This window comes from Mycetocola miduiensis (assembly GCF_900115155.1).
Taxonomy (GTDB): domain Bacteria; phylum Actinomycetota; class Actinomycetes; order Actinomycetales; family Microbacteriaceae; genus Mycetocola_A; species Mycetocola_A miduiensis.
On record NZ_FOVM01000004.1, the window covers coordinates 270,463 to 294,926 of the forward strand.

28 protein-coding genes and 3 tRNA genes are annotated in these 24,464 nt (G+C 65.3%); 22 read left to right on the forward strand and 9 right to left on the reverse strand.

What is annotated here, in order from left to right; translation table 11 throughout:
- Positions 1-13 precede the first annotated feature (13 nt).
- Together BM197_RS08870 and BM197_RS08875 are read left to right on the forward strand one after the other, a co-directional pair.
- Positions 14-946: a hypothetical protein gene (locus BM197_RS08870; protein ID WP_143095044.1), complete on the forward strand. Its 933-nt coding sequence runs from the start codon at positions 14-16 to the stop codon at positions 944-946.
- 224 nt (positions 947-1,170) lie between these two features.
- Complete coding sequence (locus BM197_RS08875; protein WP_090710691.1) at positions 1,171-1,383, forward strand: hypothetical protein; 213 nt, start codon at positions 1,171-1,173, stop codon at positions 1,381-1,383.
- A gap of 411 nt (positions 1,384-1,794) precedes the next feature.
- Here BM197_RS08875 and BM197_RS08880 read toward each other — a convergent pair.
- The 3 genes from BM197_RS08880 to BM197_RS08890 all read right to left on the reverse strand — a co-directional run bounded on the left by BM197_RS08880 (position 1,795) and on the right by BM197_RS08890 (position 2,110).
- Positions 1,795-1,867: transfer RNA gene (locus BM197_RS08880), tRNA-Phe, on the reverse strand.
- Between the two features lie 61 nt (positions 1,868-1,928).
- Positions 1,929-2,002: transfer RNA gene (locus tag BM197_RS08885), tRNA-Asp, on the reverse strand.
- 35 nt (positions 2,003-2,037) lie between these two features.
- Positions 2,038-2,110, reverse strand: a tRNA-Glu gene (locus BM197_RS08890).
- Between the two features lie 157 nt (positions 2,111-2,267).
- Here BM197_RS08890 and BM197_RS08895 point away from each other — a divergent pair.
- A complete protein-coding gene (locus BM197_RS08895; RefSeq protein ID WP_245762469.1) occupies positions 2,268-2,924 on the forward strand; it encodes a hypothetical protein in 657 nt (218 codons plus the stop codon).
- 64 nt (positions 2,925-2,988) lie between these two features.
- On the opposite strand, the gene BM197_RS08900 is transcribed toward BM197_RS08895, so the two are convergent.
- Positions 2,989-3,483, reverse strand: coding sequence for an inorganic diphosphatase (locus BM197_RS08900; protein WP_090710695.1), 495 nt, complete (start codon positions 3,481-3,483; stop codon positions 2,989-2,991).
- A 47-nt stretch (positions 3,484-3,530) separates the two neighbouring features.
- On the opposite strand from BM197_RS08900, the gene tilS reads away from it, so the two are divergent.
- The 18 genes from tilS to BM197_RS08985 all read left to right on the forward strand — a co-directional run bounded on the left by tilS (position 3,531) and on the right by BM197_RS08985 (position 18,997).
- On the forward strand, positions 3,531-4,547 hold the full coding sequence (gene tilS, locus BM197_RS08905) for a tRNA lysidine(34) synthetase TilS (RefSeq protein ID WP_090710696.1): 1,017 nt from the start codon (positions 3,531-3,533) through the stop codon (positions 4,545-4,547).
- 9 nt (positions 4,548-4,556) lie between these two features.
- The gene (hpt, locus tag BM197_RS08910) at positions 4,557-5,108 is read left to right on the forward strand and encodes a hypoxanthine phosphoribosyltransferase (RefSeq protein ID WP_090710697.1); all 552 of its coding nucleotides are present in this window, start codon (positions 4,557-4,559) and stop codon (positions 5,106-5,108) included.
- Between the two features lie 130 nt (positions 5,109-5,238).
- Entirely contained in the window at positions 5,239-7,239 is a 2,001-nt protein-coding gene (gene ftsH, locus BM197_RS08915) for an ATP-dependent zinc metalloprotease FtsH (RefSeq protein ID WP_090710699.1), read from the forward strand.
- Positions 7,240-7,268: 29 nt separating this feature from the next.
- Complete coding sequence (gene folE / locus BM197_RS08920; protein WP_090710701.1) at positions 7,269-7,847, forward strand: GTP cyclohydrolase I; 579 nt, start codon at positions 7,269-7,271, stop codon at positions 7,845-7,847.
- Complete coding sequence (gene folP / locus BM197_RS08925) at positions 7,840-8,673, forward strand: dihydropteroate synthase (protein WP_245762470.1); 834 nt, start codon at positions 7,840-7,842, stop codon at positions 8,671-8,673. The genes folE and folP overlap by 8 nt, the downstream gene beginning before the upstream one ends.
- A gap of 123 nt (positions 8,674-8,796) precedes the next feature.
- On the forward strand, positions 8,797-9,423 hold the full coding sequence (locus BM197_RS08930; protein WP_090710703.1) for a biotin transporter BioY: 627 nt from the start codon (positions 8,797-8,799) through the stop codon (positions 9,421-9,423).
- Positions 9,424-9,480: 57 nt separating this feature from the next.
- Entirely contained in the window at positions 9,481-9,876 is a 396-nt protein-coding gene (gene folB, locus BM197_RS08935) for a dihydroneopterin aldolase (protein ID WP_090710705.1), read from the forward strand.
- Positions 9,873-10,409 (forward strand): 2-amino-4-hydroxy-6-hydroxymethyldihydropteridine diphosphokinase, encoded by a 537-nt coding sequence (folK, locus tag BM197_RS08940; protein ID WP_090710706.1) that lies wholly within the window; start codon positions 9,873-9,875, stop codon positions 10,407-10,409. Before folB ends, folK begins: the two co-directional genes overlap by 4 nt.
- The gene (locus BM197_RS08945) at positions 10,406-10,879 is read left to right on the forward strand and encodes a DUF3180 domain-containing protein (protein WP_090710708.1); all 474 of its coding nucleotides are present in this window, start codon (positions 10,406-10,408) and stop codon (positions 10,877-10,879) included. The genes folK and BM197_RS08945 overlap by 4 nt, the downstream gene beginning before the upstream one ends.
- A complete protein-coding gene (locus BM197_RS08950) occupies positions 10,848-11,414 on the forward strand; it encodes a PH domain-containing protein (RefSeq protein ID WP_090710709.1) in 567 nt (188 codons plus the stop codon). The genes BM197_RS08945 and BM197_RS08950 overlap by 32 nt, the downstream gene beginning before the upstream one ends.
- On the forward strand, positions 11,411-13,090 hold the full coding sequence (locus BM197_RS08955; RefSeq protein ID WP_090710711.1) for a PH domain-containing protein: 1,680 nt from the start codon (positions 11,411-11,413) through the stop codon (positions 13,088-13,090). Before BM197_RS08950 ends, BM197_RS08955 begins: the two co-directional genes overlap by 4 nt.
- Positions 13,087-13,842, forward strand: a complete 756-nt coding sequence (locus BM197_RS08960; protein ID WP_090710713.1) for a Rossmann-like and DUF2520 domain-containing protein — start codon at positions 13,087-13,089, stop codon at positions 13,840-13,842. The genes BM197_RS08955 and BM197_RS08960 overlap by 4 nt, the downstream gene beginning before the upstream one ends.
- Positions 13,839-14,699, forward strand: a complete 861-nt coding sequence (panC, locus tag BM197_RS08965) for a pantoate--beta-alanine ligase (protein WP_090710714.1) — start codon at positions 13,839-13,841, stop codon at positions 14,697-14,699. The genes BM197_RS08960 and panC overlap by 4 nt, the downstream gene beginning before the upstream one ends.
- Before the next feature lie 63 nt (positions 14,700-14,762).
- Positions 14,763-16,280 (forward strand): lysine--tRNA ligase, encoded by a 1,518-nt coding sequence (lysS, locus tag BM197_RS08970; protein WP_090710716.1) that lies wholly within the window; start codon positions 14,763-14,765, stop codon positions 16,278-16,280.
- A 10-nt stretch (positions 16,281-16,290) separates the two neighbouring features.
- A complete protein-coding gene (locus BM197_RS16300; protein WP_177216790.1) occupies positions 16,291-16,437 on the forward strand; it encodes a hypothetical protein in 147 nt (48 codons plus the stop codon).
- A gap of 33 nt (positions 16,438-16,470) precedes the next feature.
- Positions 16,471-16,674, forward strand: a complete 204-nt coding sequence (locus BM197_RS08975; RefSeq protein WP_090710718.1) for a hypothetical protein — start codon at positions 16,471-16,473, stop codon at positions 16,672-16,674.
- Positions 16,675-16,755: 81 nt separating this feature from the next.
- Entirely contained in the window at positions 16,756-18,207 is a 1,452-nt protein-coding gene (gene cls / locus BM197_RS08980) for a cardiolipin synthase (protein WP_090710719.1), read from the forward strand.
- A 61-nt stretch (positions 18,208-18,268) separates the two neighbouring features.
- Entirely contained in the window at positions 18,269-18,997 is a 729-nt protein-coding gene (locus tag BM197_RS08985; RefSeq protein WP_090710721.1) for a ZIP family metal transporter, read from the forward strand.
- 9 nt (positions 18,998-19,006) lie between these two features.
- On the opposite strand, the gene BM197_RS16630 is transcribed toward BM197_RS08985, so the two are convergent.
- The 4 genes from BM197_RS16630 to BM197_RS09000 all read right to left on the reverse strand — a co-directional run bounded on the left by BM197_RS16630 (position 19,007) and on the right by BM197_RS09000 (position 20,861).
- Positions 19,007-19,237 carry a helix-turn-helix domain-containing protein gene (locus BM197_RS16630; RefSeq protein WP_245762471.1) on the reverse strand — a complete coding sequence of 77 codons (231 nt, stop codon included), beginning with the start codon at positions 19,235-19,237 and terminating at the stop codon, positions 19,007-19,009.
- Positions 19,237-19,425: a hypothetical protein gene (locus tag BM197_RS16635; protein WP_245762472.1), complete on the reverse strand. Its 189-nt coding sequence runs from the start codon at positions 19,423-19,425 to the stop codon at positions 19,237-19,239. Before BM197_RS16635 ends, BM197_RS16630 begins: the two co-directional genes overlap by 1 nt.
- Positions 19,425-20,039 (reverse strand): hypothetical protein, encoded by a 615-nt coding sequence (locus BM197_RS08995; protein WP_090710724.1) that lies wholly within the window; start codon positions 20,037-20,039, stop codon positions 19,425-19,427. The genes BM197_RS16635 and BM197_RS08995 overlap by 1 nt, the downstream gene beginning before the upstream one ends.
- A 144-nt stretch (positions 20,040-20,183) precedes the next feature.
- A complete protein-coding gene (locus BM197_RS09000) occupies positions 20,184-20,861 on the reverse strand; it encodes a hypothetical protein (protein WP_090710725.1) in 678 nt (225 codons plus the stop codon).
- 417 nt (positions 20,862-21,278) lie between these two features.
- Between BM197_RS09000 and BM197_RS09005 the strand changes: the two genes are divergently transcribed.
- Positions 21,279-23,807 carry an ATP-dependent Clp protease ATP-binding subunit gene (locus BM197_RS09005; protein ID WP_090710727.1) on the forward strand — a complete coding sequence of 843 codons (2,529 nt, stop codon included), beginning with the start codon at positions 21,279-21,281 and terminating at the stop codon, positions 23,805-23,807.
- A 104-nt stretch (positions 23,808-23,911) separates the two neighbouring features.
- On the opposite strand, the gene BM197_RS09010 is transcribed toward BM197_RS09005, so the two are convergent.
- The gene (locus BM197_RS09010) at positions 23,912-24,412 is read right to left on the reverse strand and encodes a COG4315 family predicted lipoprotein (protein ID WP_090710729.1); all 501 of its coding nucleotides are present in this window, start codon (positions 24,410-24,412) and stop codon (positions 23,912-23,914) included.
- Positions 24,413-24,464 lie beyond the last annotated feature (52 nt).

A 24,464-nucleotide genomic window follows, 5' to 3' on the forward strand; every position in this document is an offset into this window, starting at 1 on the left:
GGAGATGATGACCATGACTGACGAGATCAGTACCAAGAACACGACGTCGCCGAAGTACGGCAAGAAGCACCTTGCCTTCCTCATCGCGGCGGTGCTGATCCTCGCCGGCGGACTCGTCTCCGTGGGCGCGGTCAGTGCGTACGCCAAAGAGACCGACCGCCAGTGCGTCGCTGTCCTGAAGGACGGCAGCAAGGCGGCCAAGGCCGCGAAGGCATCTTTCGCGTCGGCATCCGACGCGCTCGAGGCCGTGGAAAGCACAACTCTCCCGGCTGAAGCCGAGAAGAGCCGCAAGTACGCGGAGCATCCCGGAACCGAAGCCGTCGAGGCTGTGCCTGCTGTTGAGGCAAGCGAAGGCGTCACCGCCGTGGCTGCCGTCGAAGCCGTTCCTGCTCGACCGAGCGGTGCTGAATTCATCGCCGGCGTGACTGACAGCGGTTCTGCCCTCGGCAAGGCCAACACGATCCTCACCGAGTGCACCTCGCGTGAGGACGTCGCGTCCATCACGGCCGCGACGGCGAAGGTCAAGACTGCTGCCAAGACGCTCGACGCGAGTGTCACCGCGCTGACTGACGACTTCGCCGTGTTCCAGACCGAAGAGGCCACCCGCATCGCGGCCGAACGCGAAGCCGCACGCATCGCAGCTGAGAAGGAAGCCGCGCGGGTTGCCGCGGAGGCTGAGGCTGCTCGGAAAGCTGCCGAAGAAGCAGCGCGCCAGAAAGCTGCTCGCCAGAACTCCGGTGGCGTAAGCTCCGGATCCTCCGGCGGAGGCACCAAGAAGAGCAGCGGCGGCGGATACAGCAAACCCCCCAGCAGCGGTGGCGGTGGCAGTTACACCCCACCCAAGCGGCCAAGCGGCGGAGGCCAGGTCGGTCCTGGTGGCGGCAACAACGGCGTCTGCTGGGGCGTCAACAGCAATGGTGTCGGGATACAGGTTCCCTGCCCGTAACCGTCCTGCCCCGCAACAACCCCCTCGTCCACCAACGGTGGATGGAGGTACGGGCCACGTCGCCAACGGGCGGCGCGCCTAGCCCGAGCTACAGGCTCCCGAGCCTGTGCCGGTAACACTGAATCCCCCGGGGAGCATCCGCTCCTCGGGGGATTCTCTTCCTCGTCTGCGGACGGTTCTTGGCAGGAACGCAGCGTACGCACACCCCGAACGAAAGGTTCAGCATGGCTGAAAACAGCACCCCACCCAAGCGGCCCACCGAGGCCGAAATCGACGCGGAAATGGCCCGCATCGACGGCATCAACGGTTCCGCCGGGCACCGCCTCGAGGATCCGTACCTGCGAGATCTCATGCGCAAGCAGATCGCCGGCGACATTACTGGCGACGAGGCCCGTGAGCTCGGCATGGAACACCTGCGTAAGCAGGTGAAGGAGTGAGCGAGCAGGACTACATCCCCGGAACCAGCGTCAGAGAGCTACGACTAGCCCCGCCTGATCTTCGGATCGGGCGGGGCCTTTTCTGGGTGAACAGGAAACCCTAAACATGTACTGGGTTTAGGGTTCCCTTTAAACAGGCCGAATGTACAGTTTTCGGGTGACGTTGCTGTGAGGGTTGCTATGCGTGAGCTGTCCAGTGGAGCTACTTCCCAGTGTTTATATGTGCCCCCGGCAGGATTGGAACCTGCGACCAAGAGATTAGAAGGCTCCTGGTTGCCGCCCGAAGTGGGGGAGTGGGGGCGCTTTTTAGCGATGGGGTGCAGTTACGAGTGGACTAAGCCCATTTTTGGCCTACATTTGAGGGCAAAGAAAAAGGCCCTCTCCCCAGTAGAAGCCTAGGGAAAGGGCCAGTGGCTCCGACCGGCATCGATCCGGTGACCTTTCGATTTTCAGTCGAACGCTCTACCAACTGAGCTACAGAGCCAGGCAACTTTCGCCGCCGAAAGGTGAAAAACCCTTCCTTTCGGAAGGGCTCTTCTCCTCAGCGACCCTGACGGGACTTGAACCCGCGACCTCCGCCGTGACAGGGCGGCACGCTAACCAACTGCGCTACAGGGCCTTACTTTTTTACTTGTACTGAGTGTAGTAGCTATGTGACCCCAACGGGATTCGAACCCGTGCTACCGCCGTGAAAGGGCGGCGTCCTAGGCCACTAAACGATGGGGCCGAGAGCCGGTGAAGGCTCCGTAACTACCGAGAAGAAGCATACGGGTCCGAGCGCGATTTGCCAAAACGAGCTCGCAGACGGTGTTTCGCTCACCCCGGCCGGATGATTCGCGAGGCGTGGTGGATCGATAGCGTGTGCCTGTTTGCAGTGGTAATCCGTGACGAATGGACGCGCGATGGCGGCAAGGGCTGACCACGACACACCGACACGGCGGCGCTGGGGCGAGGCGCGAGAAATCCTGATCGTGTTTCTTCTCGCGGTCACCGCCATACTCACCGCATGGTGCGGGTTCGAGTCCTCGAAATGGGGCGGACAGATGTCGATTCAGTTCAGTCAGGCCTCTGGTGCGAGGATCCAGTCGGTCGACTTCGCGAGCGCGTCGCGGGACGCCCGGGCGGTCGACCTCGCCATCTACACGGAGTGGGTCCTCGCGACAGCGCGCGGAGACAGTGCACTCGCCGACTACGTCAGCGATCGATTCTCGCCCGACTTGGCCGTCGCTTTCGACCACTCGCAAGCCGGCGGGCAGGAACTGGCATCGCCGTTTCGCGACCCGTCGTACGTTCCAGCCGGCACCGAGGAGGCGGCAGCGGCCTCCGATCGCGCCGACGCGAAGTTCGACGCAGCGCTTCAAAGCAATCATCGCGGCGACAACTACTCAATCCTCACCGTGCTCTTCGCCATGGTTTTGTTCTTCACGGCGATGTCGCAGCGGAGCACGTCGCCCTGCGCCGGGTGGTTCCTGCTCGGCCTCGGCATCGTTGTAGCCGTCGCCGGGATGGTGATCCTCGCTACCTTCCCTGTTCTGATCTGACCGGAACTCGAAAACCCCGCAGCTCTTCGAAGAGCCGCGGGGTTTTCGGATGCCGGTCGGATGCCTAGTGGCTGCCTTCTTCGCGGAGCTTCACGATGCCGGCTTCGACGATCGCTGTGGCTTCTGCCGCGTCGCCCCAGCCCTCGATCTTCACCCATTTGTTGGGCTCGAGGTCCTTGTAGCGGGCGAAGAAGTGCTCGAACTCCTGGCGAGTCTGCTCCGGAACGTCGGTGATGTCCTGGATGTGCGCCCAGCGCGGGTCCTTCTCCTGGACGCAGAGGACCTTCGCGTCAGAGCCGGCTTCGTCGCTCATGTTTAGCACGCCGACGGGGCGCACCTTGATTCCGACGCCCGGGAAAACGGGGTACTCGAGAAGCACAAGCGCGTCGACGGGGTCACCGTCGAGGCCGAGCGTGTTTTCGAAGTACCCGTAATCCACGGGGTAGCTGAAGGCGGTGAACAGGACGCGGTCCAGGTAGACCCGACCTGTTTCGTGGTCGACCTCGTACTTGTTGCGGCTGCCCTTGGGGATTTCTACGACGACGTCATATCCGGCCATGAAGGTGTACTCCTCTTTTGTCTGAAAGTCTGCAATAACGTTACTTGATGCCTGACAACAGTTCGATTGCCCGTCCGCCGCTCTCCCCGGCCGTCGCAGACGTGCGGGTCGCTGTGCGCCGCGCGCTCACGGCTGCCCGAGACTCGGGCCTGCGCGAGGACGATCTTGTGCTCGTTGCCCTGAGCGGCGGGCCCGATTCGCTCGCTCTGGCGGCGGCGACAGCTTTCGAGGCACCACGCATGGGCATCCGGGCCGGCGCCGTGATTATCGACCACGGCCTCCAGCCAGGCTCCGAGACCATCGCGGCGCAGGCGAAGGCGGCCGCCGAGCAGCTCGGGCTGGACCCCGTCGTAGTCAGGAGAGTGGACGTCGCTCCGGGGAGCGGCCCTGAAGCCGCAGCTCGCGACGCCCGGTACGGCGCGATTGCGCAGGTAGCCGAGTCGACGGATGCCCGCCGGGTCCTCCTCGGGCACACCCTTGACGACCAGGCCGAGACCGTGCTGCTCGGGCTGGCGAGGGGATCGGGAGCAACGAGCCTGCGGGGGATGTCCCCGGTGGCGGGTCTGTACCTTCGGCCGTTGCTGGAGGTCCGCCGGGAGGTAACGCATGCTGCGTGTGCGGCCGAAGGCCTCCGGGCGTGGGCCGACCCGCACAACGCGGACCCGCGATTCACCCGGGTTCGGGTGCGCAATGCGGTGCTTCCGGTTCTCGAACGGGAACTCGGCCCGGGTGTGGCAGAAGCTCTGGCACGAACGGCCGAGCAGTTGCGGGAGGACTCCGAGGCGCTCGACCACATGGTGCTGGAGATCATCGAGGAGATCTGCGAACCGGCGGAGGCGGGCATCGCGGTGGATGTCGGCGCCCTGGCGGCGAATCCGGCTGCGCTCCGCAACCGGATCATCCGGCTTGTGGCGTTCAGTGAGTTCGGCAGGTCCCTTGATCGAGGGCACACGCTCGAGGTCGCGCGACTGGTCACCGACTGGCGCGGGCAGGGCCCGATCGACGTCCCAGGCATCCGTGTCTCGCGCCAGGGCGCGCTGCTGGTGTTCACCGCTCGCGGATAAGATAAGCGCATGGAATCGAGCGAAATCTCACGCGACCTCACGACCGTCCTCGTCACAGAGGAGCAGATCCAGGAGAAGCTGGTTGAGCTCGCCGCCCGCATCGACGCCGACTACGTCGGCAAGGACCTTCTGCTCGTCGGAGTTCTCAAGGGCGCGGTCATGGTCATGGCCGACCTCTCCCGTGCACTGACCAGCCATGTGTCGATCGACTGGATGGCCGTCTCGTCCTATGGCGCCGGCACCAAGTCCAGCGGTGTCGTGCAGATCCGTAAGGACCTCGACTCCGACCTCACTGACCGCCACGTCCTCATCGTGGAAGACATCATCGACTCGGGACTCACGCTGTCCTGGCTCCTCGAGAACTTCGCCTCGCGCGGTGCGGCATCCATCGAGGTCTGCGCGTTGCTCCGCAAACCGGAGGCCGCGAAGGTCGAGATCGACTGCAAGTATGTCGGCTTCGACATCCCGACCGACTTCGTCGTCGGCTACGGCCTGGACTTCAACGAGCGTTACCGCAACCTGCGCGACGTCGCCGTTCTGGCGCCGCACGTTTACGCCTGAGCCGTCCCCGTTCCCCCTTCGGCGAACATAGAGGCCGCGTCCAGCGTTCTGGCGATACCCTTGACTTCACGGGGCGTCAGACGCTTCGCCGTACCTTCAGAAAGGTGTTGGGCATCCGCTCATCCGAACTATGAACTTTAAGCGCATCTTCAAAGGCCCGCTGCCTTACATCCTGATCGCCATCATCGTTTTCTGGGTCGGGTCAAGCCTGCTCAACGTGAACGGTATGCGAGAGGTCTCGACCGATCATGGTCTCGAGCTCCTCAAGGACGGCAAGGTCACCGAGGTGACGCTCACTGAAGGCGACAACCGCGCCGACCTCACCCTCGCGAAAGCGGACGGCGAGAACGGCACCGCCGTGCAGTTCTACTACCTCACCGCGCGGGCCGACGATGTCGTCGCCGCCGTGGATGCGGCCGCGCCGAGCGACGGGTTCACCGACAAGGTGCCGCAGCCCAGCTGGTGGTTGTCGGCGCTCGGGCTGCTCCTTCCGCTCCTGCTCATCGGTGTCTTCTTCTGGATCATGCTGTCGAGCATGCAGGGCGGCGGATCGAAGGTCATGCAGTTCGGCAAGTCGAAGGCGAAGCTCGTCTCCAAGGAGTCGCCGAAGGTCACCTTCGCGGATGTCGCCGGTAGCGACGAGGCGATCGAAGAACTTGAAGAGATCAAGGACTTCCTCAAGGAGCCCGCACGGTTCCAGGCGGTCGGCGCACGCATTCCGAAGGGCGTCCTGCTGTACGGCCCTCCCGGGACAGGAAAGACGCTCCTCGCCCGTGCCGTCGCCGGTGAAGCCGGCGTCCCGTTCTACTCGATCTCCGGTTCGGACTTCGTTGAGATGTTCGTCGGTGTCGGCGCGAGCCGCGTCCGTGACCTGTTCACCCAGGCCAAGGAGAACTCGCCAGCCATCATCTTCGTCGACGAGATCGACGCCGTCGGGCGTCACCGCGGCGCCGGTATGGGTGGCGGGCACGACGAGCGCGAGCAGACGCTCAACCAGCTGCTCGTCGAGATGGACGGCTTCGACCCCAAGGCGAACGTAATCATGATCGCCGCGACCAACCGCCCGGACATTCTTGACCCTGCACTGCTCCGTCCCGGTCGCTTCGACCGCCAGATCGGAGTCGACGCCCCAGACCTCAAGGGTCGCACCCGCATCCTCGAGGTACACGCCAAGGGCAAGCCGATGGCCGAGAGCGTCGACCTCGACGTGCTCGCCCGCAAAACCCCGGGCTTCACAGGCGCCGACCTGGCCAACGTGCTCAACGAGGCCGCGCTTCTCACCGCGCGATCGAACGCGCAGATCATCGACAACAGGGCTCTCGACGAGGCCGTCGACCGCGTGATGGCCGGTCCGCAGCGCCGCAGTCGGGTGATGAAGGACCAGGAAAAGCTGATCACCGCGTATCACGAGGGTGGCCACGCCCTCGCCGCAGCGGCGATGCGCAACACCGACCCGGTGACCAAAGTCACCATCCTCCCGCGTGGACGGGCTCTCGGCTACACGATGGTGCTCCCGCTCGAAGACAAGTACTCCGTCACGCGGAACGAACTGCTCGACCAGCTGACCTATGCGATGGGTGGTCGCGTCGCCGAGGAAATGGTCTTCCACGACCCCACCACCGGCGCCTCCAATGACATCGAGAAGGCAACGGGCATCGCCCGCAAGATGGTCACCGAGTACGGCATGAGCGCCAATGTCGGAGCAATTAAACTCGGGCAGTCGAGCGGAGAGGTCTTCCTCGGGCGCGACATGGGTCACCAGCGTGACTACTCGGAGCAGATCGCCGAGACCGTCGACGCCGAGGTCCGCGTGCTGATCGAACAGGCCCACGACGAGGCCTGGCAGGTACTCAACGACAACCGAAGCATCCTCGACCGCCTGGCAGCAGAACTGCTCGAGAAGGAGACGCTCGACCACAACCAGCTGGCCGAGATCTTCGCCGACATCAAGAAGCTGCCGCCCCGTCCACAGTGGCTCTCGAGCACCAAACGCCCCGTGTCTGAGCATCCCCCGATCGCGGTCCCGCTCGCGAAGGCGCCGATCGACCCAGGAGCCACAGACGGCGGCGTCGAGAGCGACTCCAAGGTTGCCCGCACACCACAGGTGAACCCGCGACCGGCAACGGCATAAGCCCCTTGGGCGAGACCGAAGGGGCCCGGATGGACAGTAAAAGGATTCAACGGGCCGTCACGGAATTGCTGCTCGCGATCGGGGAAGATCCGGCCCGGGCCGGGCTCGTACGCACGCCCGAGCGCGTGGCTGAAGCCTACGAGGAGTTCTTCGGCGGGCTCACCGAGGACCCGCTCGCCCTCCTGGCGGATGCCGTCCCGGTCGACGACAACGGACCGGGTGAAGCCGTCGTCGTCCGGGACATCACGTTCCGTTCCATCTGCGAGCACCACCTGCTCCCCTTCCTCGGCGTCGCCCATGTCGCCTACCTGCCGAGGAACCGCATCGTCGGGCTCGGCCGGATCCCGCGGGTCGTCGATACGCTCGCATCCCGGCCACAGCTCCAGGAGCGGCTCACCGAGGAGATCGCAAACACCCTCGAACACGGACTCGACGCCCGCGGCGTTCTCGTCGTCCTCGACGCCGTTCACGGCTGTGTCTCGGCCCGTGGTTCGCGCCAGGAGGCGGCGTCAACGCTTACACTCGCGAGCCGTGGCGAACTGGCCGATCCGGTTCGACGCGCTGAGATCATTTCGCTGCTCGGCCGTGGCGGCCCGGTCGATGACTGAGAGCATTCCAGCCCCGATGCTCGTGATGGGCATCCTCAACGTCACCCCCAACTCCTTCAGCGACGGCGGTCAATACCTCGACCATGCGGCGGCGATCGCCCACGGCCGGAGTCTGGTTGCAGACGGCGCCGATCTCATCGACGTCGGCGGCGAGTCGACCCGGCCGGGAGCCGAGCGCATCGGGAGCGCCGAGGAACAGCGTCGCATCCTTCCGGTGCTGCGGGCGCTCTCGGCCGACGGCATCCGCCTGTCCGTCGACACGATGAACGCCGACACAGCCAGGGCTTCGGTCAAGGCGGGGGCGGAGATCATTAACGACGTGTCTGGCGGCCTCGCAGACCCGCTCATGGCGTCGGTCGCCGCCGAGTCAGGCGCACTTTTTTTGCTCAGCCACTGGCGCGGCCACAGCACAGAAATGGATTCCCGGTCGGACTACGACGATGTCGTCTCTGACGTCCGCGCCGAGCTGGTTGCTCGACTCGCCGCCGTCGAAGCCGCAGGGGTTGCCCGCGAGCGGATCATCCTCGACCCAGGCCTCGGATTCGCCAAGACATCCGACCACAACTGGGAGATTCTCTCGCGGTTGGACGAACTGCAGTCGATCGGGCTGCCGCTCCTCATTGGCGCGTCCCGCAAGCGATTCGTCGGAGCCCTCCTCGAGGATGGCGCCAGCATGACGGACCGGGACCTGCCCACCGCCGTGATCAGCGCGCTGCTCGCTGATACCGGTATCTGGGGTTTGCGAGTGCACAATGTGCGGGCAACCGCCGTTGCGCTCGCGGTTCACGGTCGCCTCAGCGGCACGTCACGTCCCCGCTGCGCTTAGAGGAAACCTTCACAGTTCATCGCCGGGCGTTGAGCGGAGGCCACACATCGCGGCGCTGTTTTTCCGGATAGTGTGTTGTGCGGTGCCGCAATCGCGGGCCGAGTGCCGGACACGGGAGAACGAATGACGACCGCAACGCTTGCCCCTTCACGACTGACCCTGGCCGACCGGGTTGTTCCCCGCAGCGTCACCAACAACATCGCCCTCATGCTGGCCGGTGTCGCCGTTGTGAGCGCAACAGCCCTCATCGAGATCCCGATGTGGCCGGTTCCCGTCTCGGGGCAGACGCTCGGTGTGATGCTCGTCGGCGCCTCACTCGGAGCCTGGCGCGGTGCCGTTTCGCTCGCCACCTACATGCTCCTGGGCCTCGCCGGCCTGCCGATCTTCGCTGGTGGCACCGGTGGTCTCATCGCCCTCGCCAAGCCCTCCTTCGGTTTCATCATCGGATTCATCGCCGCCGCCGCCTTCATCGGCTGGCTGGCTGAGCGTAACTGGGACAAGCGCCCGGTGCTGTCGCTCTTCGCCTTCCTCGGCGCAAGCGTCGTGCCCTTCCTGTTCGGAATTCCGTACATGGGCATGATCCTCGGCACCATGGGCCTGCCGACCGACATCGGTTCGCTTCTTGCCTTCGGCTTCTACCCGTTCATCCTCGGCGGCGTTGTGAAGTGGCTCCTCGCGGCATCAATCGTTCCGCTCGCCTGGCGCCTCGTGAAGAACATCGACGACAAGCGTGACGCCTCTGCGGTCTAGTCGGTCGAACGTCGGCTCCCGTCGCCGCCGCGTGCTGCGAACCGTAGAGTGGGCACTATGACCACCGGCGACAGCATCACCCTGACCGGGCTCCGCGTGCGGGCCCATCACGGGGTCTACGAATTCGAACGTGAAAACGGGCAGGACTTCCTCGTGGACGTGACCGTCGGCTTGGATCTGCAGAAGGCATCGGCCAGCGACGACGTCACGCAGACGATCCACTACGGGGAGCTCGCCGAACGGATCACGGCCGCCGTGGCATCCGACCCGGTCCGCCTCATCGAAACGGTCGCCGAACGGGTCGCCGACCTCGTGCTGTCCTATCCGGCAGCGCAAAGCGTGCGGGTCACGATTCATAAACCGGATGCTCCGATCGCGGTCCCATTCGACGACGTCGCCGTCAGCGTTCTCCGATACGCGGCAACCAGCCCGCGACGGGCCGCCCGGTCATGACCCCGATCCCGAAACCGCCCATCCACCCACCAGTCCGGCCGCTTCGGCCCGTCGACACCGTGCTCGCCTTCGGCAGCAACCTCGGAGACCGTGAAGCGAACATCCGCGCGGGGATTGCCGCCCTCGAAGGTCACGGGGTCACGGTGATTGCGGTATCCACGCTCATCGAGTCGGTCGCCGTGAAGCCTGACGGAGAAGACGAGTCAGCGCCCCGCTACCTCAACGGCGTCGCGCTCGTGCAGACGGCGCTTCCTCCGCGCGCATTGCTCTATACGGTCCAGGCTGTCGAATCGGAGCTCGGCAGGGTGCGCGCGGAACGCTGGGGAGACCGCACCCTCGACATCGACATCGTCGCATACGGGGACCTCGAGCTTGCCACCGAGGACCTCGTTCTTCCGCACCCCCGGGCAGCCGAGCGGTTTTTCGTGCTCGCCCCGTGGCTGGAACTCGACCCGCGTGCCGTGCTGCCGGGCGCAGGGCCGGTCGCCCGCCTCTTCGAAGCGCTGCAGAACCAGTCCGGGGCCACCCGGTGAACCGTACGCACGCAACGCCGTTGATCGGGCTCGCTGCCCTGGGATTCGTCGGCGGTTTCCTGCTCGAGTACGGCCTCGAGGCGTATGGTCGACCCCTGCTCGTCCCGCCACTCACGATGCCGTTCACGCTGCTGGTCGTCGCCGCAATCGTAGTGGGGGTCGCAATTCCGATCCGCCGGGCAGTCACGGGCAAACGGAACGCCCGCATCGACCCCTTCCGTGCCACGCGCATCGTCGTCCTCGCGAAGGCGTCGAGCCTGGTCGGTGCGCTGCTCACCGGGGCATCGCTCGGTGCCGTGATGTATTTCACGACCCGCCCGGTGTTGCCCGCGATAGGCTCGATGTGGCTCGCGATCGCATCCTGCGTTGGCGCGGCGGTGCTCACGACCGCAGGATTGATCGCCGAACACCTCTGCACGCTTCCGAAGGATGAAGACGATGACGCACCAGGTTCCCCCCGCGATTCCTGAGCTGCCCGGCTCAGGGTCGGATTCAGGGGTGGAGCAGGGCGACTCCCTTGAGATTCCCCGCCGAATCGAAGTGCCGGGCCAGTGGCGAGGAGTGTCGCCGAAGTACATCCTCGTCGACCTCATCGGCGCAGCAATCTTCGCCCTGGTGGTCGTCGCCGTCGCCATCCTCTGGGCCGTGTTGTTCGAGCAGGCCTGGCAGTGGTGGGTCATGGGTGCACTGCTCGTCGCCATCGCTCTCGGCGCTGTGTTCACACCCCGTCGCATCCGCTCGATCGGGTACCAGCTCCGGCAAGACGACCTGCTGTTCCGTCGCGGGATCATGTGGACGCGGATGGTCGCCGTGCCATACGGGCGGATGCAGCTCATCGACATCAACCGCGGACCGGTCGCTCGCGCGTTCGGCCTTGCCGAACTCAAGTTCGTCACAGCGTCAGCCGCGAGCGCCATCGTGTTGCCCGGCCTGCCCGAGCAAGAGGCCGAGCAGCTGCGCGACCACCTCGTCGCCGTCGCCGAGAGCAGACGGACCGGCCTATGATCGGCCACGCGGATGCCTCCTTCCCGCCCGGCAACGACGTTCCGCCCCAGCATCCCGGCCCTGAAGGCCGGCCTGAGGTGGGCCAGCATGCCGGGCCTCGCGACCGGCGAAGCCTGACCGACGGCGAATGGCACCGGCTGCACGCCGCGACCCCCCTCCTGCGCGGCGGAATCGCATTCCTCGCGATCACGGGGTTCGTCATCGCAAACCTGCGCGAACGACTGGTCGACCTTTTCTTGCCCCGTCCGAGCGACTACGACCCTGACGACTACGACCCGCTCACCTACGTCTGGGAGCACGGCTACATCGGACTGGCGTTGCTCGCGGTCTTCGTCATCCTCGTCGTGGTGATGGCCGCGTTTTACCTGTCCTGGCGGATGCACACCTTCCGGGTGACCGACGAAGCGGTCGAGGTGCGCAGCGGCATCCTCTTCCGCACCCACCGCAACGCGAAACTCGACCGCATCCAGGGGGTCGGAATCACCCGGCCGTTCCTGCCGCGCCTGTTCGGTGCGGCGAAGATGGAAGTCAGCGTCGCCGGCGCGGACGCGAGCGTCAAGCTGGAGTACCTCTACTCCCGCGACGCGGACGACCTTCGCCGTGACGTGCTCACACTCGCCTCGGGCGTCCGTCTCGCCAGCGAGGGACTTGCCCCGGCGCCAACGGTCGGCCCAGACGGTATCGAGAACGAGGCTGCGCTCAGCCACCTCGTCAACGAGCGCGTCAACGAGTTCCTCGCCCCTGAACTCGACCCGGGAACGGCGCCGCCGGAATCCGTTGTGCGCATTCCGCTCGGCCGGTTGATCGGGTCCACGCTGCTCAGCCTGGGGACCGTCTTCGTCGTCATCCTCGTTGCGGCGATGATCGTGTCGCTCGTCAACGGACAGATCTGGGCGCTGTTCTGGTTCGTGCCGAGCGTGATCGGTATCGCCAGCTACTTCTGGTCGACGATCACGAAATCGCTGAGATACTCGATCGCCGGAACTCCCTCGGGCGTCCGAATCGGATTCGGCCTGTTCTCCACGAGCAACGACACGCTCCCGCCAGGGCGAGTGCACGCCATCGAGGTGTCCCAGTCGATCCTCTGGCGGCCGTTCGGCTGGTGGCAGGTGAAGATTAACAAAGCCGGATTGTCGGCTGAAGCCGCCGCCGGGGGCAAAGGAAACACGACGGTCCTGCCCGTCGGCACCCTGGTCGATGTGTCGCGCGTCGTCGAACTGATGCTCGGACTGGCGCCATCGGCCGCCCTCCACGACGAACTGGACCTGGCGATCCGCGAGCCGTCGCGCTCCGGGTTCGTTCTTGCTCCCCGCCGTGCCCGCTGGCTGGACCCGTTCGCCTGGCGCCGCACCGGCTACACGCTCCACGACGGACTGCTCTTCTTCCGTAAGGGAGTCGTTTGGCGCAAACTCGACTTACTCCCGCTGGCCCGAATGGTGAGCTTCGCCGTGTCGCAGGGGCCGATCGAACGGATGCTCCGCGTCGCCTCTGCCCGCGCACACACCGTGATCGGCCCGATCACTGCAACGCTCCCCGTCATCGGCACCACGGAGGCGGCCGCGCTGTTCGAGCAGGTCTCCGCCGGCATCGTCACCGCTTCGCGAACCGACCACAGCCATCGCTGGGCTGAGACGCAAGCCGGTATCAGCGCGCCCATCCTGGGAGACCAGCAGTGAGCGCACGCGCAGGGCGGCTCGGGGTCGGCATCATCGGCGCAGGTCGGGTCGGACCCGTGCTTGGGGCAGCCCTCGCCGGGGCGGGGCATGCCATCACCGGGATCAGCGCGGTATCCGAGAAGAGCCGCGACCGCGCAGAAGCGATGCTTCCCGCGGTGCCGATCCTCGACATCCCGAGCATCGTCGAACGCAGCGAACTGGTGATCCTCGCCGTCCCGGACACCGAGCTCGAGTCCCTCGTTGCGGGCCTCGCCGCCACCTCGAGCTGGCTCCCCGGGCAACTGGTGATGCACACTGCTGCAGGATTCGGCACCGGCATTCTCGCCCCGGCGCAGCGCCTCGGCGCCATCCCGCTCGCCATCCACCCGGCGATGGACTTCACAGGCACGAGCATCGACATCTCCCGGCTCACCGAGAGCTGGTTCGCTGTGACCGCTCCGACGCCGGTGCAGCCGATCGGGCAGGCCCTCGTCGTCGAGATGGGCGGAGAACCTGTCCTGGTGCGCGAAGGGGACAGAGCCGCATACGCCGAGGCGATCGACATAGCGACAGCCTTCTCACGGTCCATCGTCGCGCAGGCGACAGGCATCCTCTCCGGCATTGGGGTGGAGCATCCTGGCGCGTACCTGTCATCGCTCGTCCGGTCGTCGGTCGACAACGCTCTCCAGCAGGCCGGGCGGCTGCCGTCTGACCCCCTTGGGCCCCTGCCGGGCGAGAACCTGCCTCCGGAGGCCGGTACCATCGGTGGGTGACGAACAGTATCGCTGACATCCGTTCTCGAATTCTTGACGCCAGACGTGCGGCAACCGAGGCGGGCAACCCGAATCCACGTGTGGTCCTCGTCCCGACCATGGGCGCCCTGCACGACGGCCACCTTGCGCTTGTCGACCACGCCCTCACACTCGGCGACATCGTCGTCGTTTCAATCTTCGTGAACCCGCTGCAGTTCGGGCCGCAGGAAGACCTCGCGAGCTACCCGCGCACCCTTGAGGCGGATGTCGCCCGGCTCGCCGAGCGTGGCGTATCGCTCGTCTTCGCACCGACCGCTGCTGAGATGTACCCCGACGGCCAGACCGGCATCCGGCTCAGCGCCGGAGAGATCGGCACCCACCTCGAAGGGCGAACCCGCCCAGGCCACTTCGACGGGATGCTCACCGTCGTCGCCAAGCTCTTCCACATCGTCGGGCCGGATGCTGCGGTGTTCGGCGAGAAGGACGGCCAGCAGTTGTTCCTCGTCAAGCGGATGGCCAGGGACCTCAACTTCCCTGTCGAGGTCCACGGAGTGCCAACCGTCCGTGCCGACGACGGGCTCGCGCTGTCCAGCCGCAACGTGTACCTCGACGACGCCGGGCGTCGCTCGGCTCTCGCCCTGTCCGCCGCGCTCGATGCAGCGGCGCGTAGCGGGGAACGCGGCATCGACGCGCTCGTGTCAGCAGCGCAGTCGGTGATCTCCGGTGAAGCGGGGATCGAACTCGACTACCTCGCCGTTGTCGACCCTGCCACCTTCCTCCCCGTCGCCGAGGGGCACACCGGAACGGCGCTCGTCCTGATCGCCGCCCGGGTCGGAAGCACCCGCCTCATCGACAACCGCACCGTCACGGTCGGCTGAGCGCCTGCGCCCAGCCCGGGCACCGTAAGCTGGGACGACCCCACAAGGAGACGTTTTTCTATCATGACTGCCCCCACCACAGACCAGGCCGCCGAGCCGACCGCTGAAGAGATCTCCGAGCAGAAGGCCGTTCGGCGGGCGAAGAGGGAGCGGCTGATCGAAATGGCCGCGGATGCCGGCGGCGGCGCGTACCCGGTGGCCGTCCCGGTGACCACAACGATTCTGGCCGTCCGTGAGAAATACGGCTCGCTCGAAGCCGACGAAACGACGGGCGATGTCGTCGGCCTCGCCGGCCGTATCGTGTTCCTTCGCAACACGGGCAAGCTGTGCTTCGCGAGCCTCCAGGCCGGCGACGGAAGCCGGATCCAGGCCATGGTGTCTCTCGCCGAGGTGGGGGAGGAGTCCCTCGCGCTCTGGAAGGAACTCGTCGACCTCGGCGACCACCTGTTCGTGTCGGGTGAGGTGATCTCGAGCCGCCGCGGAGAACTGTCGGTCATGGTTCGCGAGTGGACGATTGCGTCGAAGGCCATCCTGCCGCTGCCGAACCTGCACAACGAGCTCAGCGAAGAAAGCCGTGTCCGCAGCCGCTACCTCGACCTGATCGCGCGTGAACAGGCGAGGCAGAACGTCATCCAGCGGTCGAAGACCATGGCCAGCCTGCGCAAGACCTTCACCGATCGTGGCTACCTCGAAATCGAAACCCCGATGCTGCAGGTCATGCACGGCGGAGCATCCGCTCGCCCGTTCGTCACGCACTCCAACGCGTTCGACACCGACCTCTTTCTGCGGATCGCGCCCGAGCTCTACCTCAAGCGCGCCATCGTCGGCGGTATCGACCACGTCTTCGAGATCAACCGCAACTTCCGCAACGAAGGCGCAGACTCCACCCACAGCCCCGAGTTCGCGATGCTCGAGGCGTACGAGGGGTACGGGGACTACAACTCCATCGCCGATCTCACCCAGACCCTGATTCAGGATGCCGCCCTCGCGGTCGCTGGTTCCCACACGGTCACCTGGGCCGACGGCACCGAATTCGACCTCGGAGGAGAGTGGGACCGAATCTCCATGTTCGGCAGCCTGTCTGAGGCCGTCGGTCGCGAGATCACGCCGGAGACCCCGATCGAGGAGCTCAAGGAACTGGCCGACCGGGAGGGCATAGTCGTGCCGCACCCGCTCCACGGCAAGTACATCGAAGAACTCTGGGAGCACTTCGTCAAATCGCGGCTGGTGCGGCCCACTTTCGTGCGGGACTTCCCGGTCGACACGTCGCCGCTCGTGCGTGCACACCGTTCGATCCCCGGCGTGGTCGAGAAGTGGGACCTGTACATCCGCGGTTTCGAACTCGCCACCGGCTATTCCGAGCTCGTCGATCCCGTCGTGCAGCGGGAGCGGTTCGTCGAGCAGGCTCGCCTTGCCGCGGGTGGAGACGTCGAAGCGATGCGCCTCGACGAGGAATTCCTCCGCGCCCTTGAGCACGGCATGCCCCCGACCGGTGGCATGGGGATGGGCATCGACCGGCTGATGATGGCCCTTACCGGACTCGGCATCCGCGAGACCATCCTGTTCCCCCTGGTGAAATGAGAACTCAACGATGAACGACTATCTGCCCAAGGAAGAACTGAACCCGAAGGATCCGAACAAGCCGTCGACGAACCGGATCATCATCTGGGTGATCGTCGCCGGCGTGGGAATGTACATGGTGATCTCCGGCGTGATCGGAATCGTCACGGCGGGATGACCGCTGGCGGCCCCGGGGTATCCTTGTAGGGTCATGGACAATTACTGGCTCAACGCGCTCTGGTCGATCATTCCGACCGCACTCCTCGGGGTGGTCTTCTGGTACATCATGCGCGCCATCATCCGCGCCGATCGCCACGAGCGTGCTGCCTACTCCGAGCTCGAAGCGGCGGAACGGTCGCGACTCGGGTTGCCGCCTGCAGCGAGCACGCCGACGAACGGGCCCGTCGAGAACTAGCAGTTCCAGGCCGATAGGCTGGAGGAGTTCTTTCCCGACGACAGGAGCCCGTGCGTGGATCTAGCGGCTCTTTGGGCGATCATGTTCGCCGACTGGTGGGTCGTCCTCTTCTTCACGATCGACTTCATCATCCGGGTCATCGCGATCATCGTCGTTCCACGCAACCGCCGCCCAACCGCAGGCATGGCATGGCTTCTCGCGATCTTCTTCTTGCCCTACGTCGGCGTCATCGCGTTCTTGCTCATCGGGAACCCGAAGCTTCCGCGAAAGCGGCGTGAAATCCAGACCGAGATCAATGAGTTCATCCAGATCGCCGGGGAAAACCTTCCGAAGCAAGTTCTGCAGCCGGGGCTGCCGCTGTGGTTCACGAACCTCGTTCGCCTGAACCGTAACCTTGGCTCCCTGCCGCTGCTCGGTGGCAATGAGGCGCGGCTGCTCGGCGATTACGACAAAAGCCTCGCCGCCATGACCGAGGCGATCGACGCCGCACACCATCACGTGCACGTCGAGTTCTACATTCTCAGTTGTGACCAGACGACCGCACCGTTCTTCGACGCACTCGAACGCGCCGTTCAGCGCGGCGTCGCCGTGAGGATCCTGCTCGATCACATGGCGAACCTCCGCACCAAGGGATACCGCAGAACCCGGCGCAGGCTCGACGCCACCGGTGCCGAATGGCACCTGCTGCTTCCGCTGCAACCCTTGCGCGGCAAGTTCCAACGACCGGACCTTCGAAACCACCGCAAGATCCTCGTCGTCGACGGGGACGTTGCGTTCATGGGTTCCCAGAACGTCATCGACCGCAGTTACAACAAGCGAGGCAACATCCGTCGCGGCCTGCAGTGGCAGGAACTGGTCGCCCGGGTCGAGGGCCCGGTGGTCGGCGGGATCAACGCGATCTTCCTCAGCGACTGGTACAGCGAAACCGGCGAACTCGTAAGTCGAGAGATCGACGTCACCGATCCCGACCTCGACGACGGTGACCTCGATTGCCAGGTCGTGCCAAGCGGTCCCGGCTTCGACGGCGAGAACAACCTGCGGCTGTTCCTCGGGCTGCTCTACGCCGCCCAGAAGCGCATCGTCATCACCAGCCCGTATTTCGTGCCTGACGAGTCGATGTTGTACGCGATCACCACCGCTGTGCAGCGGGGCGTGCCCGTGGACCTCTTCGTCTCGGAAATCGGCGATCAGGCCCTCGTCTACCACGCGCAACGCTCGTACTACGAAGCCCTGCTCAAAGCAGGCGTGCGTATCTACCTCTATCCCGCCCCGTACATCCTGCACGCCAAGCACTTCACCATCGATGACGACGTGGCGGTGATCGGGTCCAGCAACATGGACATGCGCTCATTCGGCCTCAATCTCGAGGTGTCGCTCATGGTTCGTGGCGCCTCGTTCGTGTCGGACATGCGGGCGGTCGAAGACGAGTACCGGCTCAAGAGCCGCGAACTCACCCTCGATGAATGGATGAAACAGCCGCTTCGGTCGACCATCCTCGACAACGTTGCCCGCCTCAGTTCGGCGCTTCAGTAGGAGCCAGCAGAAACGCATCCCGTTCGGGGGCGGATGGGCGATGCAGGCATAGTCTTGCCGCATGGAAGCATGGCTGGCGGCCGGGGCCGGAGCTCTGGCGGGGGGAGCGTTGCTCGTCGGTGCCATCATCGCCTGGTTCGTTCGTGTCCCTCGACGGGTCGTCGCAACGATCATGGCTTTCGGATCCGGTGTCCTGATCTCGGCCCTCGCGTTCGACCTCGTCGAAGAGGCAGCGGAGCAGGGCGGGTTCTGGCCCGCGATGACCGGATTCCTCGCCGGAGCCATCGTCTACGTGGCTGCGAACCTCCTGCTTGACCTGGTGGACGCGCGGAACCGGCGCGGTTCGGGGCAGTCGCCCGGAACCGGAACCGGCATCGCCATCGGCGCGCTTCTCGATGGGATTCCCGAGACCGCTGTGCTCGGCCTCAGCATGGTAGGGGGCGGCCAGCTCAGCATCCCGGTGCTGCTTGCGATCATCATCTCGAATGTCCCGGAAGGGCTGGCTTCCACGGCTGAGCTGAAGGCCGACGGCCGTAGCACCAGGTACGTGTTCGGGTTGTGGATCGGTATCGCTGTCGCGTGCGCGTTGTCGTCGCTCGGCGGGTTCGTCCTCCTGCAGGATGCTTCGGCCGGAGGAACCGCGTTCGTGACCGCCATCGCCGCCGGAGCCATCCTCGCCATGATCTGCGACACGATGATCCCCGAAGCGTTTCGCGACGCCAAGGCGTTCACCGGGCTTATCGCCACGATCGGGTTCTTCGTCAGCTTCGCCGTCCACCAGCTGGGCTGAGGGCCCGAGTCAGCTGCGATCGCGCTCGAGCAGCTCCCCGACGTCGCAGCCCAGCGCGTCGCAAATGGCCACGAGTGTCGAGAACCGGATCGCCCGGGCCCGGTTGTTCTTCAACACCGACAGGTTGACGATGCTGATGCCGATCCGCTCGCTCAGTTCGGTCAGCGTCATCGAGCGTTCGGCAAGCAACTCGTCGAGTCGGCACCGGATGCCGGTGGGCTCGTCGTCTGCGGCGCCCACTAAACGCGACCTGCCGTTTCGCGTTGCATCCGCTCGCCGATGCGGAAGGCCGCCGCGACGGCCAGCCGGAGGATGGTCACGTCCTGCTCGGATTTCTCTGACCCCCGCAGGCGCACAATTAACAGGAGAAGACCGACGAGAAGCAGGCATCCGACTGTGACGAGGATGAGGAGCAGTACGCCACCCATCAGACGAGTCCCTCCGCTTCACGCTGCAGTCGTTCGCCGGCTTTGAACGCAAGCGCCACAGCCGCCAGGGCCGTCGCGACGAAGTATGGCGCAAGCGAGGCGGTCCCCACCACGCTGTCGTAACCGCTGTAGCCGACGGCGGCGAAGGCGCCGTTCACCCCGATCGTCTGGAACAGCCCACCGAGTGCTGTGCCGACCACGATCGCGACGGAGGTCGTGATCACCAGCCGCCTGTTCGTGCGGGAGAAGGCGCGCCCTCGCATCAGGTTGCGGCAGAGAAGGCCCAGACACGCGACGATCGTGAGGACCATGAGCGCGTCGATGAGAACGGCGAGCGCGAGGGAGGCGATGACGAAGCCTGACAGGTTCGAGACCGTGAGAACTCCCTGGTCGATCGCTACGGGGACGAGGGCCCCGTCCGGTCCGATGGGCACCGAGGCGGGTGTGTCTACGAACGGCACCAAAACCTCGACGGCGGAGTTCGGCAGGATCCCCGAGAGTCGGACGACGGCGAACCCGATGGTCGCCGCGGCGACGACGGCGCCCACGACGATTACCGTCCACAGATCAGCGCGGTCCGACCGGGTCGGGCGGACGGTGGTGTCGAGCTGCACGGCTCTCCTAACGATTATCGATAACAATGACAATCGATAAGTTATCGATAAGCGTTACGGCTGTCAAGACTTCCCCACCGTCGTTCCGGTGACGCAAGAACTCCGAATGTCGGCCTATTCGGTGCTTGTGCGTCACTGGAACCTTCAGGGGCGCCAGCCGCGAGATTCGAGCGCTTCACGAACCCGCGCGACAAGGACCTCGCGTCGTCCGATGAGCGTCGACGAAACCTGAATCACTATCCAGCCTTCCCGACGGAGAGCCTCAAGTCGCTCGATGTCCTTCGCGTAGAGCGCCCCGTGCAGCTGCCCCTGGTACTCGATGGCGATACGATACCGCGGGTACGCGAGATCCACGCATGCCAGGAACCCACCATCTCTACCGTAGACATCGGTGTTGAGCACGGGTTCGGGCAGCCCTGCAGTGACGAGGATGAGACGGCAGAGCGACTCCATCGGTGACCACGCGTCCTCGCGGATGAGGTCGAGCGCCTCGCGTAGCTTCGCTGCGCCAACGCGTCGCCCGGCCCCGAGGGCGGCCGCGAGTTTCGCCCGAGTCGTGAGCGGCTCTCGGCCGACATCCGGTCGCAGGAACCCCTCGCGCCACACCCGGCAGAAGTAGTCGCCGATTATCACGAGTGTCTCGACCGGAAGGAGACCGAGCGACGCCCAGACGGATGCCGCCGAAGCGACACGCAGCCCCGCAATCTCTGTCGTCGTCGTTGTTCGCGGGTCAGCGCGGTGACCCCGCACGCCGCGGCCTCGCGGCAGCCCGGATTGCCCGTACACCGAGACGTCGAGCGGCGATCCGCCGAGAAGGTTCACGGGTGCACGGAAGGGGGCCTCAGATCGTTGCCGGCGAGGCGGTGACGGCCCACGCCGAGTGCTCTGGCATCAGCGAACTTGAAGACGGGGCCCAGCTCTGGCAGAAGTGGGTTCGGTGTTCTCATCCGCGAATGGTGGCACGCGCCGGCTTTCTCCGTCGGGGTTTTCCACAGGGCCCCCGCCGACGCCTTCTGGTGACGCTAAGGCCCGAATTGTGCTCTCCGGTGACGCTAAGGCCCCGAATGGGGCGCTATTCGGGGTTTTTGCGTCACCGGAAGCGGATGATTCCCTAAGCAGGGGCCGCCGCCTTGAGCGACGCTTCGCGCCCACAGCGAACACGGGCCAAATCGGAAGCAACGGTCGTTACGCTCTTTTTAACGGCGTCCCCATCCCTGCCCGGATGCCCAAGGAGCGAACATGTTTGAGAGATTTACCGACCGCGCTCGTCGCGTCGTTGTCCTGGCCCAGGAAGAGGCCAAGATGCTCAACCACAACTACATCGGAACCGAGCACATTCTGCTCGGCCTCATCCACGAGGGTGAAGGCGTTGCCGCCAAGGCTCTCGAGTCGCTCGGCATTTCGCTGGACGCCGTCCGCGAGCAGGTCCAGGACATCATCGGCCAGGGCCAGCAGCAGCCGACCGGCCACATCCCCTTCACGCCACGCGCCAAGAAGGTGCTCGAGCTGTCGCTTCGCGAAGCACTCCAGCTCGGCCACAACTACATCGGTACCGAGCACATCCTGCTCGGCCTCATCCGCGAGGGTGAGGGAGTCGCAGCGCAGGTCCTCGTCAAGCTCGGCGCCGACCTCAACCGCGTCCGCCAGCAGGTCATCCAGCTGCTCAGCGGTTACCAGGGCAAGGAGACTGCCGCGGTCGGTGGCAACACCACCGAGACCGCCGCGCAGGGCGGATCCCAGATCCTCGACCAGTTCGGACGCAACCTCACCCAGGCGGCCCGTGACAACAAGCTCGACCCGGTCATCGGTCGTGAGAAAGAAATCGAGCGGGTCATGCAGATCCTCTCGCGCCGGTCGAAGAACAACCCGGTCCTGATCGGTGAGCCCGGCGTTGGCAAGACCGCCGTCGTCGAAGGGCTCGCGCAGGCGATCGTCAAGGGCGAAGTTCCTGAGACGCTGAAAGACAAGCAGCTCTACTCCCTCGACCTCGGCTCGCTCATCGCCGGTAGCCGCTACCGCGGTGACTTCGAAGAGCGACTCAAGAAGGTCACCAAGGAGATCCGCACCCGCGGCGACATCATCGTCTTCATTGACGAGATCCACACCCTCGTCGGTGCGGGAGCCGCCGAAGGCGCGATCGACGCCGCGAGCATCCTCAAGCCGCTGCTTGCCCGTGGCGAACTGCAGACCGTCGGCGCGACCACGATCGACGAGTACCGCAAGCACTTCGAGAAGGATGCCGCGCTCGAGCGCCGGTTCCAGCCGATCCAGGTCGCTGAACCGTCGCTGCCGCACACGATCAACATCCTCAAGGGACTGCGGGACCGCTACGAAGCCCACCACAAGGTGTCCATCACCGACGGTGCCCTTGTGGCGGCGGCGAATCTCGCCGACCGCTACGTCGCGGACCGGTTCCTCCCGGACAAGGCCATTGACCTGATCGACGAGGCAGGCGCCCGCCTGCGGCTGTCGATCCTGTCGAGCCCGCCCGAGCTCCGCGAATTCGACGAGAAAATCTCCGTCGTCCGCGGCGCCAAGGAGACGGCGATCGAAGACCAGGACTTCGAGAAGGCGGCATCGCTCCGCGACGAGGAGAAGAACCTCCTCGGCGAGCGGCTCCGCCTCGAGAAGCAGTGGCGCTCGGGTGACGTCAAGACGACCGCGACGGTGGACGAAGGTCTCATCGCCGAGGTGCTGGCCCAGGCGACCGGCATCCCCGTGTTCAAGCTCACCGAAGAGGAGTCGAGCCGGCTCGTCTTCATGGAGAAGGCGCTGCACCAGCGCGTCATCGGCCAGGAAGAAGCCATTTCGGCCCTGTCGAAGACGATCCGACGCACCCGCGCCGGCCTCAAGGACCCGAAGCGTCCGTCTGGTTCGTTCATCTTCGCCGGTCCGACCGGTGTCGGAAAGACCGAACTGGCCAAGGCCCTCGCCGAGTTCCTGTTCGACGACGAAGACGCCATCATCTCGCTCGACATGAGCGAGTACGGCGAGAAGCACACGGTCTCGCGACTGTTCGGTGCTCCTCCCGGATTTGTCGGCTTCGAAGAGGGCGGGCAGCTCACCGAGAAGGTCCGCCGCAAGCCGTTCAGCGTCGTGCTGTTCGACGAGATCGAGAAGGCACACCCCGACATCTTCAACTCCCTGCTCCAGATTCTGGAAGAGGGACGGATGACGGATGGCCAGGGCCGCCTCGTCGACTTCAAGAACACCGTGATCATCATGACCACGAACCTCGGTTCGAAGGGCATCGCGGGTGGTCCGGTCGGCTTCCAGATCGAAGGCGACACGACAGCCACCTACGAGATCATGAAGGCCAAGGTCACCGAGGAGCTCAAGAAGCACTTCAAGCCCGAGTTCCTCAACCGCGTGGATGACACGATCGTGTTCCCGCAGCTGTCGAAGCCCGAGCTCCTGCAGATCGTCGACCTGTTCACGAAGCGACTGAGCCAGCGACTGCTCGACCGCGACATGACCATCGACCTGACCATCGCGGCAAAGGAACGCCTCATCGAGGTCGGCTTCGACCCCGCGCTCGGTGCTCGTCCCCTGCGCCGCGCGATGCAGAACGAGGTCGAGGACCGTCTGAGCGAGAAGATCCTGCACGGCGAACTCAACTCCGGAGACCACATCCACGTGGACTTCGCCGAGGGCGAGTTCGTATTCGACACCAAGCCGCGCGGTGAAACGGTCGGTGCCGGGCTGAACTCCGGCCGGTCACTCGGCACGGGTTCCGTCACCCCGGACCTCGCCATCACGGGCGAGTAAGGTCGGATGTTTCGAAAGGCCGGGAGGGTTTCCCCTCCCGGCCTTTCGGCGTCCTGGGGGGTTTCCGTCGAGCCAGACCCAGAGGAGTCAGTGCGACTGTCCGGTCAGTACCCCGAGGAATCTGCGGCGGTGTCGATCTTGGTGCCGTCAGGACCGACCACCCACCAGACACCGCCGACCCCCTGTCCCGTGACATCGCCCGCGGCCTCATCGGGGGCGTACAGGTAGAGCGGAAGTCCGTTGAGCGTGACCTGGAGCGATCCGTCATCGCGAGTGATCGTCCCGATAGTGCCGGTGACACCGTCCACCGTTGGGCTCTCGCTCGTCGTGGCGACCGGGGGCCAGGCGGCCAGGCAGTCGCCCGAGCAGACGGACTTGCCGGAGTCGGCCGTGTCCTTGTCGAAGATGTACACCGTCATCCCCTCGCCGTCCACAACGATGTCTCCGAGAGTCGTATCAGCGACAGCGAGCTCTGCGTCGCTCGCTGATTCGGAGCTCTCGGCTGGTGCGGGGGTGTCGGCCGCCGGCGCGTTCGAGGCGCATCCGGACAGTCCCACGATGCTCAGGCTGACTGCGGCAAGTCCGAGGATCAATTTCCTGTTCATGTTCGTCTTCCAATCTGCGGGAAGAGGGACGGGGTTCCCCCTCAGTGAGATA

What these genes read in the sequence shown, in the direction of transcription:
- BM197_RS08870 (WP_143095044.1), top strand. Translation starts at nt 14, where the DNA reads ATGACTGACGAGATCAGTACCAAGAACACGACGTCGCCGAAGTACGGC.
- BM197_RS08875 (WP_090710691.1), top strand. Translation starts at nt 1,171, where the DNA reads ATGGCTGAAAACAGCACCCCACCCAAGCGGCCCACCGAGGCCGAAATC.
- BM197_RS08900 (WP_090710695.1), bottom strand. Translation starts at nt 3,483, where the DNA reads ATGGCCGGATATGACGTCGTCGTAGAAATCCCCAAGGGCAGCCGCAAC.
- tilS (WP_090710696.1), top strand. Translation starts at nt 3,531, where the DNA reads ATGCCTGACAACAGTTCGATTGCCCGTCCGCCGCTCTCCCCGGCCGTC.
- hpt (WP_090710697.1), top strand. Translation starts at nt 4,557, where the DNA reads ATGGAATCGAGCGAAATCTCACGCGACCTCACGACCGTCCTCGTCACA.
- ftsH (WP_090710699.1), top strand. Translation starts at nt 5,239, where the DNA reads ATGAACTTTAAGCGCATCTTCAAAGGCCCGCTGCCTTACATCCTGATC.
- folE (WP_090710701.1), top strand. Translation starts at nt 7,269, where the DNA reads ATGGACAGTAAAAGGATTCAACGGGCCGTCACGGAATTGCTGCTCGCG.
- folP (WP_245762470.1), top strand. Translation starts at nt 7,840, where the DNA reads ATGACTGAGAGCATTCCAGCCCCGATGCTCGTGATGGGCATCCTCAAC.
- BM197_RS08930 (WP_090710703.1), top strand. Translation starts at nt 8,797, where the DNA reads ATGACGACCGCAACGCTTGCCCCTTCACGACTGACCCTGGCCGACCGG.
- folB (WP_090710705.1), top strand. Translation starts at nt 9,481, where the DNA reads ATGACCACCGGCGACAGCATCACCCTGACCGGGCTCCGCGTGCGGGCC.
- folK (WP_090710706.1), top strand. Translation starts at nt 9,873, where the DNA reads ATGACCCCGATCCCGAAACCGCCCATCCACCCACCAGTCCGGCCGCTT.
- BM197_RS08950 (WP_090710709.1), top strand. Translation starts at nt 10,848, where the DNA reads ATGACGCACCAGGTTCCCCCCGCGATTCCTGAGCTGCCCGGCTCAGGG.
- BM197_RS08955 (WP_090710711.1), top strand. Translation starts at nt 11,411, where the DNA reads ATGATCGGCCACGCGGATGCCTCCTTCCCGCCCGGCAACGACGTTCCG.
- lysS (WP_090710716.1), top strand. Translation starts at nt 14,763, where the DNA reads ATGACTGCCCCCACCACAGACCAGGCCGCCGAGCCGACCGCTGAAGAG.
- BM197_RS16300 (WP_177216790.1), top strand. Translation starts at nt 16,291, where the DNA reads ATGAACGACTATCTGCCCAAGGAAGAACTGAACCCGAAGGATCCGAAC.
- BM197_RS08975 (WP_090710718.1), top strand. Translation starts at nt 16,471, where the DNA reads ATGGACAATTACTGGCTCAACGCGCTCTGGTCGATCATTCCGACCGCA.
- cls (WP_090710719.1), top strand. Translation starts at nt 16,756, where the DNA reads ATGTTCGCCGACTGGTGGGTCGTCCTCTTCTTCACGATCGACTTCATC.
- BM197_RS08985 (WP_090710721.1), top strand. Translation starts at nt 18,269, where the DNA reads ATGGAAGCATGGCTGGCGGCCGGGGCCGGAGCTCTGGCGGGGGGAGCG.
- BM197_RS16635 (WP_245762472.1), bottom strand. Translation starts at nt 19,425, where the DNA reads ATGGGTGGCGTACTGCTCCTCATCCTCGTCACAGTCGGATGCCTGCTT.
- BM197_RS09005 (WP_090710727.1), top strand. Translation starts at nt 21,279, where the DNA reads ATGTTTGAGAGATTTACCGACCGCGCTCGTCGCGTCGTTGTCCTGGCC.
- BM197_RS09010 (WP_090710729.1), bottom strand. Translation starts at nt 24,412, where the DNA reads ATGAACAGGAAATTGATCCTCGGACTTGCCGCAGTCAGCCTGAGCATC.